The organism is Xanthomonas sp. NCPPB 1132 (assembly GCF_056629235.1).
The window spans coordinates 4,321,165-4,339,036 of the sequence record NZ_CM152819.1 but is presented as its reverse complement, the minus strand read 5'-3'; the positions used below and the strand labels follow the sequence as shown (position 1 = coordinate 4,339,036).

General features: G+C 69.1%; 11 protein-coding genes and 1 pseudogene. 9 read left to right on the top strand and 3 right to left on the bottom strand.

Going from position 1 to position 17,872, the window contains the following annotated elements; translation table 11 throughout:
* The first annotated feature begins 115 nt into the window (after positions 1–115).
* The 5 genes and pseudogenes from AC1G9L_RS18640 to AC1G9L_RS18620 all read left to right on the top strand — a co-directional run bounded on the left by AC1G9L_RS18640 (position 116) and on the right by AC1G9L_RS18620 (position 9,954).
* Positions 116–3,087 (top strand): annotated as a pseudogene (locus tag AC1G9L_RS18640) (TonB-dependent receptor domain-containing protein).
* Positions 3,088–3,151: 64 nt separating this feature from the next.
* On the top strand, positions 3,152–4,507 hold the full coding sequence (locus tag AC1G9L_RS18635; protein ID WP_019799702.1) for a Gfo/Idh/MocA family oxidoreductase: 1,356 nt from the start codon (positions 3,152–3,154) through the stop codon (positions 4,505–4,507).
* Between the two features lie 261 nt (positions 4,508–4,768).
* Positions 4,769–7,000: an NADP-dependent isocitrate dehydrogenase gene (locus AC1G9L_RS18630; protein WP_019799701.1), complete on the top strand. Its 2,232-nt coding sequence runs from the start codon at positions 4,769–4,771 to the stop codon at positions 6,998–7,000.
* Between the two features lie 259 nt (positions 7,001–7,259).
* Complete coding sequence (gene aceK / locus AC1G9L_RS18625) at positions 7,260–8,999, top strand: bifunctional isocitrate dehydrogenase kinase/phosphatase (RefSeq protein WP_019799700.1); 1,740 nt, start codon at positions 7,260–7,262, stop codon at positions 8,997–8,999.
* A gap of 61 nt (positions 9,000–9,060) precedes the next feature.
* Entirely contained in the window at positions 9,061–9,954 is an 894-nt protein-coding gene (locus tag AC1G9L_RS18620; protein WP_481069684.1) for an energy transducer TonB, read from the top strand.
* Positions 9,955–10,011: 57 nt separating this feature from the next.
* Here the strand turns inward: AC1G9L_RS18620 and AC1G9L_RS18615 are convergent, their stop codons facing one another.
* From AC1G9L_RS18615 to trxA, 3 genes are all read right to left on the bottom strand, one after another.
* The gene (locus AC1G9L_RS18615) at positions 10,012–10,812 is read right to left on the bottom strand and encodes a COG4705 family protein (RefSeq protein ID WP_481069683.1); all 801 of its coding nucleotides are present in this window, start codon (positions 10,810–10,812) and stop codon (positions 10,012–10,014) included.
* Positions 10,813–10,935: 123 nt separating this feature from the next.
* Positions 10,936–12,756, bottom strand: coding sequence for a transcription termination factor Rho (gene rho, locus AC1G9L_RS18610; RefSeq protein ID WP_481069682.1), 1,821 nt, complete (start codon positions 12,754–12,756; stop codon positions 10,936–10,938).
* 241 nt (positions 12,757–12,997) lie between these two features.
* Positions 12,998–13,339: a thioredoxin TrxA gene (gene trxA / locus AC1G9L_RS18605; RefSeq protein ID WP_010341563.1), complete on the bottom strand. Its 342-nt coding sequence runs from the start codon at positions 13,337–13,339 to the stop codon at positions 12,998–13,000.
* A gap of 202 nt (positions 13,340–13,541) precedes the next feature.
* Between trxA and rhlB the strand changes: the two genes are divergently transcribed.
* From rhlB to AC1G9L_RS18585, 4 genes are all read left to right on the top strand, one after another.
* Positions 13,542–15,302 carry an ATP-dependent RNA helicase RhlB gene (gene rhlB, locus AC1G9L_RS18600; protein ID WP_481069681.1) on the top strand — a complete coding sequence of 587 codons (1,761 nt, stop codon included), beginning with the start codon at positions 13,542–13,544 and terminating at the stop codon, positions 15,300–15,302.
* A 73-nt stretch (positions 15,303–15,375) separates the two neighbouring features.
* Positions 15,376–16,062: a cell division ATP-binding protein FtsE gene (gene ftsE, locus AC1G9L_RS18595; RefSeq protein WP_017909423.1), complete on the top strand. Its 687-nt coding sequence runs from the start codon at positions 15,376–15,378 to the stop codon at positions 16,060–16,062.
* The gene (gene ftsX, locus AC1G9L_RS18590) at positions 16,059–17,003 is read left to right on the top strand and encodes a permease-like cell division protein FtsX (protein ID WP_017909424.1); all 945 of its coding nucleotides are present in this window, start codon (positions 16,059–16,061) and stop codon (positions 17,001–17,003) included. The genes ftsE and ftsX overlap by 4 nt, the downstream gene beginning before the upstream one ends.
* A 7-nt stretch (positions 17,004–17,010) precedes the next feature.
* Positions 17,011–17,853: a response regulator gene (locus AC1G9L_RS18585; protein WP_019800711.1), complete on the top strand. Its 843-nt coding sequence runs from the start codon at positions 17,011–17,013 to the stop codon at positions 17,851–17,853.
* Positions 17,854–17,872: the final 19 nt, after the last annotated feature.

Here is a 17,872-nt window from a genome sequence, read left to right as displayed (position 1 = left end):
CCCGTAACACCGCTCCTCCCCCGCCTTTCCCGACTGCGGCCGCCTGGCCGTGGCCCGGGAGCGCTTTGCCCGCCGATTCCGCGTTCGCGCCGCACCCTGCCAGGAGAGAACCCCGATGTTGCCCGCCCGTCACCGCCATCCCCGCTGTCGCCCGCTCGCTCCGTTGACCCTGGCCATCGCCGGTGTCCTGCTCGCCGCCTTGCAGCCCGCCGCCGCGCAGGACAGTCAGGCCGCCACCGACCTGGCCCGGGTCGAGGTCACCGGCTCCAACATCCGCCGCACCGACGTGGAGACCGCCTCGCCGGTGCAGGTGATCAGCAAGCAGGACATCCAGGCGATGGGTGCGCGCACGTTGCTGCAGGTGCTGGACAACCTGCCGGCAGCGCGGCCGGCGCAACAGGACGCGCGCTCGCTGTTCACCGGTTCCGATGGCGCCTCGCAGGCCAATCTGCGCGGCCTCGGCGCGCAGGGCACGCTGGTGCTGTTGAACGGCCGCCGCCTGTCGTACTACGGCGCGCCGGCCGGCTTCCAGACCCAGTTCGTCAACATCGATGCGATCCCGGCCGCGGCGATCGAGCGCATGGAAGTGCTCACCGACGGCGCCTCGGCGGTGTACGGCACCGACGCGGTGGCCGGCGTCATCAACGTGATCACCAAGCGCAACTTCCAGGGCGCGGAGATCAATTTCAGCAACGACACCTCCACCCGCATCGACTCCTACGGCGAACACCAGGCCAGCATCACCGCCGGCTTCGGCGACCTCACCGAGAACCGCTTCAACGTCTATGGCGCAGTCAACGTGTACCGGCGCGATGCGATCCCGCTGCGCGACTTCTACGACAAGCGCCCGGCGCAGTACTACGTCAACAATCCCAACTACCTGACCAACCTGCGCCTGGGCGTGGGCAGCAAGCCGGGCCAGTTCAATCCGGGCAGCTACTTCGCCTTCGACCCGGTTACCGGCCGCCGCGTGCAGGAAGCCGCACCGGGCTGCCAGAACGTGCTGACCAGCGAGGCCGCCGGCCCGCGCTGCGTGTGGGAAACCTGGTTGAACAACGAGATCGACGCCGGCGCCAAGTCAGAACGCAACACCGCCTACCTCAACGGCACCTTCCTGGTCGGCGCCAGCACCGAACTGTTCGCCGAGGCCACCTACACCGACATCGACCTGCGCGCCAACGGCGGCACCCCGCGCGCGTTCAACACCACCACCGGCAACCCCACCAGCTGGTTCTCGCGTAACACCGGCAACACCGTCAACCAGTTCCTGTACCCGTTCCTCGGGCCCAACAACGAGTACAACCATGCCAGCCCGCAGTTGAAGGCGATGATGGGCGGCGTGGTCGGCCTGCAGTACCTGCTGCAGGACGCCGGCCCCGACTACTTCGGTCAGCGCAACACCGACCAGAGCTACCGCGTGCTCGGCGGCGCGCGTGGCAGCCTCGGCGACTGGAACTGGGAAACCGCCTTCGCCACCGCCGGCACCCACTCTGTCACCTACCAGACCGTCAACCTCAACGTAAAAGGCTTCGAGAAGCCGTTCGGCCCGTTCACCATCGACCCGGGCACCGGCCGGGTGATCATCTCCGACCACCCGGCGTACAGGTTCGGCGAGATCAGCGCCGCCAACGCTGCGCTGATCCGCGAGGCCTTCCCCACCTTCGACATCGAATCGTGGACGCGCCTGCACACCCTCGACGGCAAGATCGAAGGCCCGCTGTTCCAGCTGCCGGCCGGCGAGATGCGCGCCGCGTTCGGCTTCAACGCCAGCCGCGAGACCTTCTACACCCCGGGCAACCCGGACGCGGCCAACGGCCTGATCACCCAGCAGGGCGGCTCCTGGTTCGACGGCAAGCGCAACACCTATGCGTTGTTCGCCGAGACCGTCGCGCCGATCACCGACAAGCTGGAACTCGACGCCGCGTTGCGCGCCGACAAGTACCCGAACTTCAGCACCAACCTCGCGCCCAAGGTCGGCTTCAAGTACCAGGCCTTCGAGCAACTGCTGCTGCGCGGCACCTATTCCACCGGCTTCCGTGCGCCGAGCCTGGCCGAGTCCGGCAGCGGTGGCGTCTATGCGCAGCTGGGCGGCTATCGCGACGAGGTGCGCTGCGGCGAGACCAACGCCATCGCCAACCTGCTGCTGCAGTCGCGCCGCAGCGGCGACGTGGACCTGGGCAAGAGCCTGCTCAATGCCGACTGCAGCCGCACCGTGGCGCGCATGACCCAGCCGAACCCGGACCTGAAGCCGGAGAAGGCCAAGATCGCCACGCTCGGTTTCGTCTACGAGCCGGCCAACTGGCTGTCGGTGTCGGCCGACTACTGGTTCATCTACCGCGACAACGAGATCGTCGCCCCGGACTACCGCCGCGCCGGCGACATCACCGCCATGACCCGCTCGCCGATCACCGACAGCGACCGCGCCAATCTCGCGCAGTTGGCGGCGATGTGCGCCGATCCGGCCAGCGGCGTGGCCTGCCCGGGCACGCTGCCGGGCTACAGCGTGGGCAATGTCGCCAGTGTGGTCGGGCAGTACCGCAACCGCGGCAAGACCCTGGTCGACGGCTTCGACATCGACGCGCGCAGCCGCTTCTCGCTCGGCCAGTGGGGCGGGCTGAACATCGGCCTGGCCGCCACCATCGCCAACCGCAACCGCTTCTACATGGACCAGGACAGCGGCTGGTACTACGGCGACGTGGTCGGCTACTACAACAACCCGCGCCTGCGCGCCACGCTCAACGCCGACTGGACCTACCGGCAGGTCACCACCAGCATGTTCGTCAACTACGTCGGCGGCACCAAGTGGGCCACCGACCGGATCGATGCCGAGGACAACAACCCGCAGACCTGCACTGCCGGCTACCTCAAGCTGCAGCCGAGCAAGTGCGATGGCGCGCCGTCGTGGTGGACCGCCAACCTCAGCGTCACCTGGCGCCCGGACGACGCCTGGAACCTGAGCTTCACCGTCAAGAACCTGTTCGACCGCCTGCCGTTCTACGATCCGAACAGCTTCCTGGGCGATTCCAGCGACTACGCCACCATCTTGGCCGCGGCTACAGCGTGACCATCGGCTACCGCTTCAAGTGAGCGCACCTGCAGCAGCATGCGTGCCGGCCGACGCCGGCGCGCATCCAAGAGGAGACCACACCGCATGAAACGACGCGACTTCATCGCCGCCGGCGCTGCCATCGCCGCCAGCAGCCTGCTGCCGCAGACACCGGCCTGGGCGCGCAAGCGCACCCTGCGCCTGGCCATGATCGGCACCGGCATGCGCGGCCAGGTACTGCTGACCGAACTGCTGCGCCGCGACGACGTGGACCTGGTCGCCCTGTGCGACAGCGAGCCGATCATGCTGGGCCGCGCCATGGCCAAGGTCGCCAAGGCCGGCAAGCCCGCGCCCACCGCCTACGGCCAGGACCGCGACGCCAATGCATGGAAGCGCGTGCTGGCGCACAAGGGCCTGGACGGCGTGATCGTCGCCACGCCCTGGGAGTGGCATGCGCCGATGGCGATCGCGGCGATGCAGGCCGGCGTGGCGATCGGCTGCGAAGTGGTGGCCGGCATCACCCTGCAGGACCACTGGGACGTGCTCAACGCCCAGCTCGCCACCGGCACCCCGTACATGCTGCTGGAGAACGTCTGCTACCGCCGCGACGTGATGGCCGCGCTGCAGATGGTGCGGCAGGGCCTGTTCGGCGAACTGGTGCACCTGCAAGCCGGTTACCAGCACGACCTGCGCGGGGTGAAGTTCAACTCCGGCGACCCGGACCAGCCCTACGACAGCGGCGTGGAGTTCGGTGCCAAGGGCTGGAGCGAAGCGCGCTGGCGCACCGCGCATTCGGTGCAGCGCAACGGCGAGCTGTACCCCAGCCACGGCATCGGCCCGTGCGCGATGTACGCCGGCATCAATCGCGGCAACCGCTTCACCCACCTCAACGCATTCGCCAGCAAGGCCCGCGGCCTGCACGACTACACCGTGGCCAAGAGCGGCGGCAGCACCCATCCCAGCACCAAGGTGGCGTTCAAGCTGGGCGACGTCGTCACCACCACCCTGGCCTGTGCCAACGGCGAGACCATCCTGCTGCAGCACGACACCTCGCTGCCGCGTCCTTATTCGATGGGGTTCCGCGTGCAGGGCACCAAGGGCCTGTGGATGGACCTCAACCAATCGATCCACCTCGAAGGCCGCAGTCCGCCGCACCAATGGGAAGCCTTCAAGCCCTACCAGGACCAATACGAACACCCGCTGTGGACGCGCTACGCCGCCATCGCGGCTGGCGCCGGCCACGGCGGCATGGACTGGTTCGTCATCCATGCCTTTGTCGAAGCACTGAAGGCGAGGGCACCGATGCCGATCGACATCTACGACGCGGTGACCTGGAGTGCGATCACCCCACTCTCCGAACAGTCGATCGCCAGCGGCTTCCAGACCGTGGCCTTCCCGGATTTCACCGCGGGCGCGTGGCGCCAGCGCACGCCGATCTTTGCGTTCGACGGCGCGTATTGAGCGGGATGCCGTGGTGGCATGCGGTCGCGACGCCGGGCATTGCCCGGCGTTTTCCGTTCTGGCGCTGCGGGTATCGGCGCTCGGTGCCATTGCAGCGCGAGTGGACGACGAACCCCCGCGCTTTGCCCGCAGCCGGCAGACACGCGACAATGGACAGCCGATGTCCGGCGGTTGACGGCATCGCGAAACCTACAAGAAAACATACGCCGCCGTACTGTCGGTGCTGCCTATTTCCCCCTGCCAGAGGTCATCCGTCGCGTCATGTCGAATACGCCCAAGATCCTGTACACGCTCACCGATGAAGCCCCGTACCTGGCGACGCAGTCGCTGCTGCCGATCGTCGCCGCGTTCGCCGGCACCGCCGGCATCGCCGTGGAGACCCGCGACATTTCGCTGGCCGGCCGCCTGATTTCGCAATTCCCCGAATACCTGCGCGAGGACCAGCGCATCGCCGACGACCTGGCCGAGCTGGGCCAGCTGGCGACCACGCCGGAAGCCAACATCATCAAGCTGCCCAACATCAGCGCCTCGGTGCCGCAGCTCAAGGCCGCGATCAAGGAACTGCAGCAGCAGGGCTATGCGCTGCCGGACTACGTGGACGAGCCGAAGGACGAGAAAGAGAAAGAAGCAAAGGCGCGCTACGACAAGGTCAAGGGCAGCGCGGTCAATCCGGTGCTGCGCGAGGGCAATTCCGATCGCCGCGCGCCGGCCTCGGTGAAGAACTACGCACGCAAGCACCCGCACCGCATGGGCGCATGGAGCGCCGAGTCCAAGTCGCACGTGGCGCATATGGACGCCGGCGATTTCTACGGCAGCGAGCGTTCGGCGCTGATCGAGCAGCCCGGCAGCGTCAGGATCGAACTGGTCGGCAAGGACGGCACGGTGTCGGTGCTGAAGGAAAAGACCGCGGTGCAGGCCGGCGAGTTGATCGACGCGGCGGTGATGAGCAAGCGTGCGCTGGCCGCCTTCGTGCAGGCGCAGATCGCCGATGCCAAGCAGCAGGGCGTGCTGTTCTCGCTGCACCTGAAGGCGACGATGATGAAGGTCTCCGACCCGATCATGTTCGGCGTGGTGGTCGAGGCGTTCTACCGCGACGTGCTGGACAAGCACGCCGCCACGCTCAAGCAGGTGGGCTTCGACGCCAACAACGGCATCGGCGACCTGTACGCGCGCATCGCCAGCCTGCCCGAAGCGCAGCGCACCGCGATCGAGGCCGACCTGCAGGCGCTGTACGCGCAGCGTCCGGGCCTGGCGATGGTCAACTCCGACAAGGGCATCACCAATCTGCACGTGCCCAGCGACGTGATCGTCGATGCGTCGATGCCGGCGATGATCCGCGACTCCGGCAAGATGTGGAACGCCGAAGGCAAGCTGCAGGACACCAAGGCGGTGATTCCGGACCGCTGCTACGCCGGCGTGTACCAGGCGGTGATCGAGGACTGCAAGCAGCACGGCGCGTTCGACCCGGCGACCATGGGCAGCGTGCCCAACGTCGGCCTGATGGCGCAGAAGGCCGAGGAATACGGTTCGCACGACAAGACCTTCCAGATCCCGGTCGACGGCACGGTGCGTGTCACCGACGCCGGCGGTGCGGTGCTGCTGGAGCATGCGGTGGAAGCCGGCGACATCTGGCGCATGTGCCAGACCAAGGACGCGCCGATCCAGGACTGGGTCAAGCTGGCGGTCGAGCGCGCGCGTCTGAGCGCGACCCCGGCGGTGTTCTGGCTGGATCCGCAGCGCGCCCACGATGCGCTGATGATCCAGAAGGTGGAGCGCTACCTGCAGGACCACGACCTCAACGGCCTGGACATCCGCATCCTGCCGCCGGTGGAAGCCACCGCGTTCTCGCTGCAGCGCATCCGCAAGGGCGAGGACACCATCTCGGTCACCGGCAACGTGCTGCGCGACTACCTCACCGACCTGTTCCCGATCATGGAGCTGGGCACCAGCGCCAAGATGCTGTCGATCGTGCCGCTGATGGCCGGTGGCGGCCTGTTCGAGACCGGTGCCGGCGGTTCGGCGCCCAAGCACGTGCAGCAGTTCGTCGAAGAGAACTACCTGCGCTGGGATTCGCTGGGCGAGTTCCTGGCCCTGGCCGCGTCGCTGGAGCACCTGGGCCAGCGCCACCACGACGCCGCCATCGGCGTGCTGGCGCGCACCCTGGACCAGGCCAACGGCCAGTTCCTGGACAACGACAAGTCGCCCTCGCGCAAGGTCGGTGGGCTGGACAACCGCGGCAGCCACTTCTATCTCGCCATGTACTGGGCGCAGGCGCTGGCCGCGCAGGACGAGGACGCCACGCTGAAGGCGCGCTTCGCGCCGTTGGCCAAGCAGCTGACCGAGCAGGAAGCGGCCATCGTCGCCGAGCTCAACGGCGTGCAGGGCCAGCCGGTCGACATCCAGGGCTACTACCGCCCGAACCTGGACCTGGTCAGCAAGGCGATGCGGCCGAGCAAGACCCTCAACGACGCGCTGGCGACGTTGAACGCCTGATCGCCCGAACTGGATGTGACGCAAAGGGCCGCCCCTCGGGGCGGCCCTTTGCGTTTTCGGCGCAGGAAGCGTCCGGTAGGAGCGGCTTCAGCCGCGACAGGACGTTCCCGGTAAGGCCGGTCGCGGCCGAAGCCGCTCCTGCGGCCGACCTGGGTTCGGCTCGATCCTGGCGAAGCAGACCGCTGGATGTGCCCACGAGGCGGCGCGTGGCAGGGTGCCCGACGCCCGCGTGTCGCCGCCACCTGGGTACACTGCGGGCATGCCCTCCACGCCGCTGCCGCTGCCGTCCGAACGCCGTGCCCTGGTCATCGGCCGCATCGTCTTCGAGGCGTTCGAGGACTACCACGCGCGCTTCGCGCAGATCTCTTCGCGTGCGCGCCAGCGCTTCGAGGCGCGCGACTGGAGCGCGGCGCGCGAGGATGCGATCGAACGCATCGCCCTGTACGACCAGTGCATCGCCGAATGCATGCTGCGCCTGCGCGCGGTGTTGCTGGGCCAGGCGCACGACCGCGCGCTGTGGATCCGCGCACGCGACCACTACGCCGAGCTGATCGCCGCGCTGATCGACCAGGAGCTGTACAAGACCTTCTACAACACCCTGACCCGGCGCTTCTTCCGCACCCAGGGCGTGGACGCGCAGATCGAGTTCGTGGCGCTGGACATCGAACCCACCGACGCCATCACCCACCCGGTGGCGCGGCACAACTACGTGGTGTCCGAGGCGCGGCCGGTGGATGCGTTCGTGCGCGTGCTCGGCGATTACCGCTTCGACGTGCCGTACGCGCACCGCACGCGCTGCGCCGCAGCGATCGCGGTGCGGCTGCAGGACGACCTCGCCCACTGGGGCGAGAACCCGGTGCGCGGCATCGAACTGCTGGAGACGGTGTTCTACCGCGAGCGCCGCGCCTACCTGATCGGCCGCGTGTTCGGCGAACACCGTTTCTCGCCGTGCGTGATCGCCCTGGTCAACGACGAACAGGGCCTGCGCGCCGAGGCGGTGCTGACCAAGCGCAACGACGTGGCGCAACTGTTCGGCATCTCGCGCAGCTATTTCCAGGCCGACCTGTCCACCGTCGGCGATGCGGTGGTGTTCCTGCGCAGCTTGCTGCCGCACAAGCCGATCGACGAGCTGTACACCATGCTCGGCCGCGCCAAGCAGGGCAAGACCGAACGCTTCCGCACCTTCTTCCGCCACTTTCAGGCGCATCCCAACGAACATCTGGTGCATGCCGAGGGCACGCCGGGCATGGTCATGGCGGTGTTCACCCTGCCCAGCTATCCGCTGGTGTTCAAGCTGATCCGCGACCGCTTCGCCTATCCGAAGACGATGAGCCGCGAGGAAGTGGAGGAGAAGTACGCGCTGGTGTTCAACCTCGATCGCGTCGGCCGCCTGCTCGACGCCCAGCCGTACCGCTCGCTGCGCTTCCCGCGCGCACGCTTCGCGCCGGCGCTGCTGCAGGAGTTGATGGAGGGCTGCGCACGCAGCCTGCGCGAGGACGGCGACGATCTGATCGTCGAGCTGTGTTACGTGCAGCGGCGCCTGCGCCCACTGAACCTGTACCTGCGCGAGCAGGGCGCCGAGGCCGCGCGCGAGGCCGCGCTGGACTACGCGCAGGCGATCAAGGACATGGCCCGCAACAACATCTTCCCCGGCGACATGCTGCTGAAGAACTTCGGCGTGTCGCGGCAGGGCAGGGCGGTGTTCTACGACTACGACGAACTGTGCCTGGTCACCGACTGCAACTTCCGCGACTGGCCGCAGCCGCGCAACGAGGAAGAGGCGATGTCCGCCGAACCCTGGTTTCACGTCGCCCCGCGCGATGTGTTCCCGGAGCGCTTCGCGATGTTCATGGGCCTGCCCGCGGCTTCGCTGGAGGCAGTGCGCCACGCGCACGGCGAGCTGTTCGATCCGCAGTGGTGGCGCGACCTGCAGGCGCGGCTGCGCGAGGACGACTATCCGGACGCGCCGCCTTACCCGGACGCGCTGCGCCTGGCCTGAGTTGCCGGTGGGCCGCCAGTGCGGTGTAATCGGCGCCTCATCTCAGGCAAAGGAATGCGCGATGCACCGTCGATCCCTCCGTTCGTGGTGGCGCTGGAGCGCCGTGCTGTCGCTGCTGCTGGCATTGACTGCCGTCGCCGCAGACGGGGTCGGCCCCGGCGCGGTGCGCAAGCAGATCGAGAGCAGCATGCTGGTGAGCGGCACCATCGACATCGAACCCAGCGGCACGGTGTCGGCGCTGGCGCTGGACCAGCAGGAGCGCCTGCCCGAGGGCGTGGTGGGCTTCGTCCGCAACAGCGTGATGCAGTGGAAGTTCGAGCCGGGCATGCGCGATGGCAAGCCTGTGCCGGCGCGCGCGCCGATGACCCTGCGTTTGGTTGCCAAGCTGCTACAGGGCGATGACTACCAGGTCGAGATCCGCGGCGCCGATTTCAGTCACTACGATCCCAATGACCGCAGCGTGGTGACCTCGATCCAGATGAAGCCGCCGGCCTATCCGGAAGCCGCCTACAGCGTCGGTGCCGCGGGATCGGCATACCTGGTGCTCAAGGTCGGCCGCGATGGTCGCGTCGCCGACGCCGCGGTGGAGCAGGTCAACCTGCGCGTGGTGGCGTCCGAGCGGCAGATGCAGCAACTGCGCGACGTGCTGGGCAAGAGCGCGCTGGGTGCGGCGCGCAAGTGGACCTTCCGCCCGCCGAGCGAAGGCAAGGACGTGGATGCGCCTTACTGGACCGTGCGCGTGCCGGTCGACTACGCGCTGCGCGACGATATTCCCCAGGGCGCACCGTCGTCCTATGGCCGCTGGACCAGCTACGTGCCCGGCCCGCGCCAGCGCGCGCCCTGGATCACCGGCGAGGACGCGACCGGCTTCTCGCCGGACCTGTTGCCGGCCGGCGGCGTGTACATGGCCGACGGCGCCGGCCCGCGCCTGCTGACGCCGCTGCAGGGCGGCTGAGCGGCGACGGGTCGCCTGGTCTAGGCCGGACTGCCCCGCGCAGGCCACCCGCCGACGTTAGCGCGCCGCGCGGCGGTCGTCGTCGCGGCGTCGCGTCGAGACGACCAGCACTGCCAGCAACAGTCCGGCCAGCAGCAGCGACGCACCGACCGTGCCCAGGTCCAGGCCACCCTTGCCGGCCGGCTTGCTGAGCAGATCGCCGAGGGTGGCGCCGAACGGGCGGGTCAGCACGAACGCCGCCCAGAACAGCGCCGTGCGCGAGACCCGGGTGAACGCGTAGGCCAGGGCGATCGCCGCCAGCAGCGCCGCGATCAGCAGCGCGCCGCCGGCGAAGCCCAGCCCCGAGCTGTCGGCCAGGTAATCGCCCAGCGCGGTGCCCAGCGTGTTGGAGACCAGGATCGCCAGCCAGTAGAAGACCTCGGCGCGGCCGCTGCCGATTCGCTCGACCGACAGGCTGCGTTCGCACAGCCACCAGGTCGCCAGTACCGTGACCAGCAGACTCACCAGCAGTAGCGCGCCCTGCGCGTAGCCCAGGCCCAGGCTGCGGTCCATGTAGTCCGACAGCGTGGTGCCGGCGGTGCTGGTGGTCAGGATCACCCACCAGTAGCGCCACGGCTGGAATTGGCGCGCGCGCAGCTGCGCCCACAGCGAAACCAGGAAGACCGCCAGCAGCAGCACGCTGCTCAGCGCATAGCCGATGTCCAGGGTCATCGACAGCAGGTCGCCGCCGGTCTCGCCCAGAGTGGTGGCGCAGATCTTCATCACCCAGAAGCCGAGGGTGACCGGGGCGACCTTGCTGACGGCGGTGTTGGCGGTGACGGGCATGGCGGCGGACGTGGCGGGGCGAATGCCGCCCATCTCACCCGCGCCTACGTCGAAAGACCGTCGGACCCTGTATCGGCACGTCGCCGGGCATGACCGATGGCCACAAACGCGAACGCCCCGCCGAAGCGGGGCGTTGCGGTCGAACCGGCGCTGGACTCAGCGCTTCATCGAACCGAAGAACTCGTCGTTGGACTTGGTGTTCTTCATCTTGTCCAGCAGGAACTCCATCGCCGCGATCTCGTCCATCGGATGCAGCAGCTTGCGCAGGATCCAGATCTTCTGCAGCAGTTCCGGCTCGATCAGCAGGTCCTCGCGGCGGGTGCCGGAGCGGTTGATGTCGATGGCCGGGTACACGCGCTTCTCGGCGATACGGCGGTTCAGGTGCACTTCGCTGTTGCCGGTGCCCTTGAACTCTTCGTAGATCACCTCGTCCATCTTGCTGCCGGTCTCGACCAGCGCGGTGGCGATGATGGTCAGCGAGCCGCCTTCCTCGACGTTGCGCGCCGCGCCGAAGAAGCGCTTCGGGCGGTGCAGGGCGTTGGCGTCGACGCCGCCGCTGAGCACCTTGCCGGAGGACGGCACCACGTTGTTGTAGGCGCGGGCCAGGCGGGTAATCGAGTCGAGCAGGATCACCACGTCCTTCTTATGTTCGACCAGGCGCTTGGCGCGCTCGATCACCATTTCGGCGACCTGCACGTGACGCGCGGCCGGCTCGTCGAAGGTCGAGGAAATGACCTCGCCGCGCACGGTGCGCTGCATTTCCGTCACTTCTTCCGGGCGCTCGTCGATCAGCAGCACGATCAGGTGCACGTCCGGGTGGTTGGTGGTGATCGCCGTGGCCACCTGCTGCATCAGCATGGTCTTGCCGGCCTTGGGCGGGGACACGATCAGCGCGCGCTGACCCTTGCCCTGCGGCGCCATCAGATCGAGGATGCGGCCGGAGATGTCTTCCGAGGAACCGTTGCCGCGCTCCAGGGTGAAGCGCTTGCGCGGGAACAGCGCGGTCAGGTTCTCGAACAGGACCTTGTTCTTGCTCGCTTCCAGCGGCTCGCCGTTGATGGTGTCGACGATCGACAGCGCGAAGTAGCGCTCGCCGTCCTTCGGGAAGCGGATGCGGCCGGACAGGTGGTCGCCGGTGCGCAGGTTGAAGCGGCGGATCTGGCTGGGCGAGATGTAGGTATCGTCCGGGCCGGCCAGGTAGCTGGCCTCGGCCGCACGCAGGAAGCCGAAGCCGTCCGGCAGGATTTCCAGCACGCCGTCGGCGGCGACGCCTTCGCCGTGGCGGGTCAGCACCTTCAGCAGGGCGAAGATCACGTCCTGCTTGCGCGCGCGGGCCACGCCGTCCTGGATGTTGAGCTGCTCGGCGATGTCCAGCAGCTTCTGCGCCGGCATCTTCTTCAGATCGCTCAGCGAGTAGATCGGGAAGCCTTCCGGCACGCTGGCGTGCGGGCGCGGCACGAACGGCTCGTTGCCGCCGTTGTCGCTGGGCAGGCCGTTGTCCTGGAAGCGGTCGCCGCCGCGCTGGTTGCGGTCGCGGTCGCGGCGATTGCGGAAGCGATCGCGGCGGTTGCCCTGCTGGTTGTTCTGGTTGTTCTGGTTGTTCTGGTTGTTCTGGTTCTGATTGTTGAAGCGGTTGTTGTTGCCGCCGTCGCGCGGCTCACGGCCTTCGCGCGGCTCGCCGCCTTCGGACGCCTGGCCGCCGCCGCCCTGATGGGCCGGCGCGTCGCCGCCGCCGTGGCTCTGGCCGCCGCTGGCGGCCGGGGCTGGGGCCGACTCCGGGGCCGCGGCGCGCGGCGCCTCGGTCTGGACGGGCGCAGGCGCGGGCGCGGGATTCAGCGGCAGGGTCGGCTGTGCCGGCGCGCCGTGCTCGGCGGCGCCTTCCGCACCGCTCGCGGCCTTGCTGACGCGCGGCTTGCGCACGCGCTTCTCGGCGGGGGCGTCGGCGCTCCCGGGTTCGGACATGGTGTGATCGGACAAGTGGTGTTCCTCGCTAAGAGTGCGAGCGCCCAGCGTGGGGGCATACGGGGTTGGGAGGAGGTCTGGGAGAGAATCTTCCAGAGGGGGTGCGGTGTGCGAATGCCACCGGATGCATCGACACTATCACCGCCACGCAGGCACGGCAAGCAGGCGTTCGTGGGCGATTCAGCCGCCGGCGATGCAGCGCCGGCGGGACTGCCGCGGCGCCGCTCCGGTGGCGGAGCGGTGCCGGCAGCGGGCGTCAGGCGGCGCTGCTGCCCAGGGTCTTGTCGATCATCTGGGTCAGTTGGCCCTTGCCGACCGCGCCGATCTGGGTGGCCTGGATCTGGCCGTTCTTGAACAGCAGCAGCATCGGGATCGAGCGCACGTGGTACTTGATCGCGGTGGCGCGGTTCTCGTCCACGTTGACCTTGGCGACCTTGAGGCGGCCGTCGTAGGCGTCGGCGAGGTCGTCCAGCACCGGCGCGATCATCTTGCACGGGCCGCACCACTCGGCCCAGAAGTCCACCAGGACCGGCTCGTCGGACTGCAGCACCGTGGCATCGAAATCGGCGTCGCCGACGTAAAGGACCTTGTCGCTCACTTTGGGGGTTCTCCTGGGCCAATGCGACTGGCCGGACCGGGTGGCCGCCGCATTGCGGTAAACTGGGGCATTGCGCGGCGATCTCAAGGGATTCCCCCTGTCGCGCGACCCGGCATGGAAGACGCCAGTGTGCGACGCTGCCGGGACCGATGCAAGCCGCGACCTTACGCTTCGGGCGGGGTGGCCTCACGAAGATGGAATGATGAGCGACAAACCGCTGACCGATGTGACTTTTTCCGCGTTCGACCTGCATCCTGCGCTGCTTGCAGGCCTCGAAAGCGCCGGCTTCACCCGCTGCACCCCGATCCAGGCGCTGACCCTGCCGGTGGCCCTTCCGGGCCGCGACGTGGCCGGCCAGGCCCAGACCGGCACCGGCAAGACCCTGGCGTTCCTGGTGGCGGTGATGAACCGCCTGCTCAGCCGCCCGGCGCTGGCCGACCGCAAGCCGGAGGATCCGCGCGCGCTGATCCTGGCCCCGACCCGCGAACTGGCGATCCAGATCCACAAGGACGCGGTCAAGTTCGGCTCCGAACTGGGCCTGCGCTTCGCCCTGGTCTACGGCGGCGTGGACTACGACAAGCAACGCGAACTGCTGCAGCAGGGCGTGGACGTGATCATCGCCACCCCCGGCCGCCTGATCGACTACGTCAAGCAGCACAAGGTGGTGTCGCTGCACGCCTGCGAGATCTGCGTGCTCGACGAAGCCGACCGCATGTTCGACCTGGGCTTCATCAAGGACATCCGCTTCCTGCTGCGGCGCATGCCCGAGCGCGGCACCCGCCAGACCCTGCTGTTCTCGGCCACCCTCAGCCACCGCGTGCTGGAGCTGGCCTACGAGCACATGAACGAGCCGGAAAAGCTCGTGGTCGAGACCGAGAGCATCACCGCCGCGCGCGTGCGCCAGCGAATCTACTTCCCCTCCGACGAGGAGAAGCTGACCCTGCTGCTGGGCCTGCTCTCGCGCAGCGAGGGCGCGCGGACCATGGTGTTCGTCAACACCAAGGCCTTCGTCGAGCGGGTGGCGCGTTCGCTGGAGCGCAACGGCTACCGGGTCGGCGTGCTGTCCGGCGACGTGCCGCAGAAGAAGCGCGAGACCCTGCTCAACCGCTTCCAGAAGGGCCAGCTGGAGATCCTGGTGGCCACCGACGTGGCCGCGCGCGGCCTGCACATCGACGGGGTCAAGTACGTCTACAACTACGACCTGCCGTTCGACGCCGAGGACTACGTGCACCGCATCGGCCGCACCGCGCGGCTGGGCGAGGAAGGCGACGCGATCAGCTTCGCCTGCGAGCGCTACGCGATGAGCCTGCCGGACATCGAGGCCTACATCGAACAGAAGATCCCGGTCGAGCCGGTCACCGCCGAGCTGCTGGTGGCGTTGCCGCGCACCCCGCGCGCGCCGGTGGAGGGCGAGGCCGCCGAGACCGAGGGCGAGGAGAGCATCGGCGAGATCTTCCGCGAGGCCCGCGCCCAGCGCGAGGCCGACGAGCAGCGTCGCGGCGGCGGTCGCGGCAAGCCCGGCGGCGGTCGCAGCGGCCCGGGCGGCCGTGGCGAATCGTCGCGCAGCGCCGACGGCAAGCCGCGGCGTCCGCGCACGCCGCGTCCGGCCGATGCCACCGCCGCTGCGGCCGACGGCACTGCGCCGGCTGCCGCCGCGCCGGCGCCTGCCCCCAAGCCGCCGCGCGCTGCGCCGGCCGAGGGCGCAGCGCCCGCGGTCGAAGGCGAGCGTCCGCCGCGCAAGCGCCGTCGCCGTCGCGGTGGGCGCCCGCTGGAAGGTGCCGAGGGTGCACCGGCCGGCAACGGCAGCGCCGCGCCGGCGGCCGCGGCCCCGGCCAAGCCGGTGCAGGTCGTGGCCACCCCGGTCAAGGCCGCGCGCCAGGCCGATCGCGGTGCGGCGGCGACCAACGATTCGTTCCTGACCCGCCTGGGCCGCAAGCTGCGCTCGCTGGTCTCCAGCTCCTGAGCAGGACCGGCCGTCCGCCGCGTGCGACGCGCGCGGTGGACGAACACCCCAGCCGCTCCGGCATAATCGCCGGATGAGCGTTCTGCGGTTCGACAATGTCAGCAAACAGTACGCCGGCGGCCACGCGGCGCTGGTGGACGTCAGCTTCGAGGTCGAGGAGGGCGAGATGCTGTTCGTCACCGGCCATTCCGGTGCCGGCAAGAGCACCCTGCTCAAGCTGATCCATCTGAGCGAGCGGCCCTCGCGCGGCGCCGTGCTGTTCGGCGAGCGCAACCTGCTGAAGGTGCGCGGTCGCCGCGTGCCGCTGCACCGGCGCGAGGTCGGCGCGGTCTACCAGGACCACCGTCTGCTCACCGACCGCAGCATCGCCGAGAACGTCGCGCTGCCGCTGATCCTGCGCGGCACCCGTCGCGCCGAGATCGGCAAGCGCGTGCGCTCGGTCCTCGAGCGCATGGGCCTGGGCCACCGCGAGAAGGCGCTGCCCTCGCAGCTGTCGGCCGGCGAGCAGCAGCGCGTCGGCATTGCCCGGGCGATGGTCGGCGAACCGCGGCTGCTGGTCGCCGACGAACCCACCGGCAATCTCGACCCGACCCTGGCCGCCGAGATCATGCAGCTGTTCGCTGAACTGCCGGCGCGCGGCACCAGCGTGCTGGTGGTCAGCCACGACCTGGCCCTGCTCAAGCAGATGCGCAAGCGCGTGCTGATCCTGGACCACGGCCGCCTGATCGACGACATCTCGCCGCAGGACCTGGCCGAATGAGCGCGCGCAACGCCGGCGCCGCGGCGCCCTCGCGGCTGGGCGTGTGGTGGGACCACCACCTGCACAGCATCGTCTACAGCCTCGGTCGCGCCATGCGCAAGCCGTGGGCCACGCTGCTGACCATGGCGGTGATGGCGCTGGCGCTGACCCTGCCGCTGGGCCTGTCGATCGCCCTGGACAACCTCAAGCAGTTCGCCGGCAGCGTGCAGCAGTCGCGCGACATCAACGTGTTCCTGAAGACCGACGTCGACGCCGCCGCGGCGCAGGCGCTGGCGCAGACGCTGCGCGGCCGTGGCGACGTGGCCGCGGTAACGCTGCGCACGCCGGCCGAGGGCATGGCCGAGCTGCGCGACAGCGCCGGCCTCGGCGAGGCGCTGGACGCGCTGCAGGACAACCCGCTGCCGACGCTGCTGATCGTCACTCCGGCCGCGGCCGACGACACCCCGCTGGCGACGGCGCTGACCGCGCTGCCGCAGGCCGACCTGGTCCAGCACGACGCGCTGTGGCGCAAGCGTCTGGATGGCTGGCTGCATTTTGGCGAACGCCTGGTGCAGGTGCTGTCGCTGCTGCTCGGCGCCGGTGCGGTGCTGGTGGTCGGCAACACCGTGCGCCTGGACATCCAGTCGCGGCGCGAGGAGATCGGCGTGCTGCAGCTGCTCGGCGCCAGTGACGGTTTCATCCGCCGCCCGTTCCTGTACCTGGGCGCCTGGTACGGTTTCGGCGCCGGAGTGCTGGCGCTGGGCCTGCTCGCCGCCTCCGGCATGGCCCTTGGCCAGCCGCTGGCGGCACTGGCCGACAGCTATGGCAGCCACTTCGTGCTGCACGGGCTGGATGCGCTGCACGCCGGCTTCGTGCTGCTCGGCACCCTGCTGCTGGGCTGGCTCGGCGCCTGGCTGGTGACCGGCCACTTCCTGCGCCAGACGCGGCCCACCGACACCTGAGGCGCACATGGCCGGGCACGAGCTCAAGCATCTGATCAGCGCCGCCCCCCGGGTGATGGTGGTCGATGGCTCGAAGCTGGTGCGCAAGCTGATCGCCGACGTGCTGCATCGCGAACTGCCCGACGTGACCGTGGTCGGCTGCGCCAGCATCGCCGAGGCGCGCGCCGCGCTGGAGGCCGGCCCGGTCGACCTGGTCACCACCTCGCTGGGGCTGCCCGACGGCGACGGCCTGACCCTGGCCCGCAGCGTGCGCGAAGCCGCCGGCCAGGCGTACGTGCCGGTGATCGTGGTCTCCGGCGACGCCCAGCAGCACCTGGTCGAACGCCGTTTCACCGAGTACGTCACCGACTATTTCGACAAGGCGCTCGGCCACGAGGCGCTGGCCACCTTCATCCGCGGCTACGTGCAGCCGCAGCCGGTGGCCGGCGCCACCGTGCTCTATGTCGAGGACAGCCGGGTGGTGGCCGAGGCGACCAAGCGCATGCTCGAGCGCCAGCAACTGCACGTGGTGCACGTGCTCAGCGCCGAGGACGCATTCGCGCTGCTCACCGCCGAGTCGCTGGGTCGCACCACCCGCCGCATCGACCTGGTGCTGACCGACGTCACCCTCAAGGGCGAGCTCAACGGCCGCGACGTGGTCCAGCGCATCCGCGTCGACTTCGCCTACGGCAAGCGGCGCATGCCGGTGCTGGTGATGACCGGCGACAGCAACCCGCACACCCAGTCCGAGCTGCTGCGCGCCGGTGCCAACGACCTGGTGCAGAAGCCGATCGAAGAGCGCCTGCTGGTCACCAAGGTGCTGTTCCAGTTGCGCCTGGCCCGGCTCGACGAGATCGCCGTGAGCTTTTGACCCCGATGTCCCGAACCTG

Excerpts from the sequence above, each read along its gene's own strand:
- AC1G9L_RS18635 (WP_019799702.1), top strand. The coding sequence starts at position 3,152 with ATGAAACGACGCGACTTCATCGCCGCCGGCGCTGCCATCGCCGCCAGC.
- AC1G9L_RS18630 (WP_019799701.1), top strand. The coding sequence starts at position 4,769 with ATGTCGAATACGCCCAAGATCCTGTACACGCTCACCGATGAAGCCCCG.
- aceK (WP_019799700.1), top strand. The coding sequence starts at position 7,260 with ATGCCCTCCACGCCGCTGCCGCTGCCGTCCGAACGCCGTGCCCTGGTC.
- AC1G9L_RS18620 (WP_481069684.1), top strand. The coding sequence starts at position 9,061 with ATGCACCGTCGATCCCTCCGTTCGTGGTGGCGCTGGAGCGCCGTGCTG.
- AC1G9L_RS18615 (WP_481069683.1), bottom strand. The coding sequence starts at position 10,812 with ATGGGCGGCATTCGCCCCGCCACGTCCGCCGCCATGCCCGTCACCGCC.
- rhlB (WP_481069681.1), top strand. The coding sequence starts at position 13,542 with ATGAGCGACAAACCGCTGACCGATGTGACTTTTTCCGCGTTCGACCTG.
- ftsE (WP_017909423.1), top strand. The coding sequence starts at position 15,376 with ATGAGCGTTCTGCGGTTCGACAATGTCAGCAAACAGTACGCCGGCGGC.
- ftsX (WP_017909424.1), top strand. The coding sequence starts at position 16,059 with ATGAGCGCGCGCAACGCCGGCGCCGCGGCGCCCTCGCGGCTGGGCGTG.
- AC1G9L_RS18585 (WP_019800711.1), top strand. The coding sequence starts at position 17,011 with ATGGCCGGGCACGAGCTCAAGCATCTGATCAGCGCCGCCCCCCGGGTG.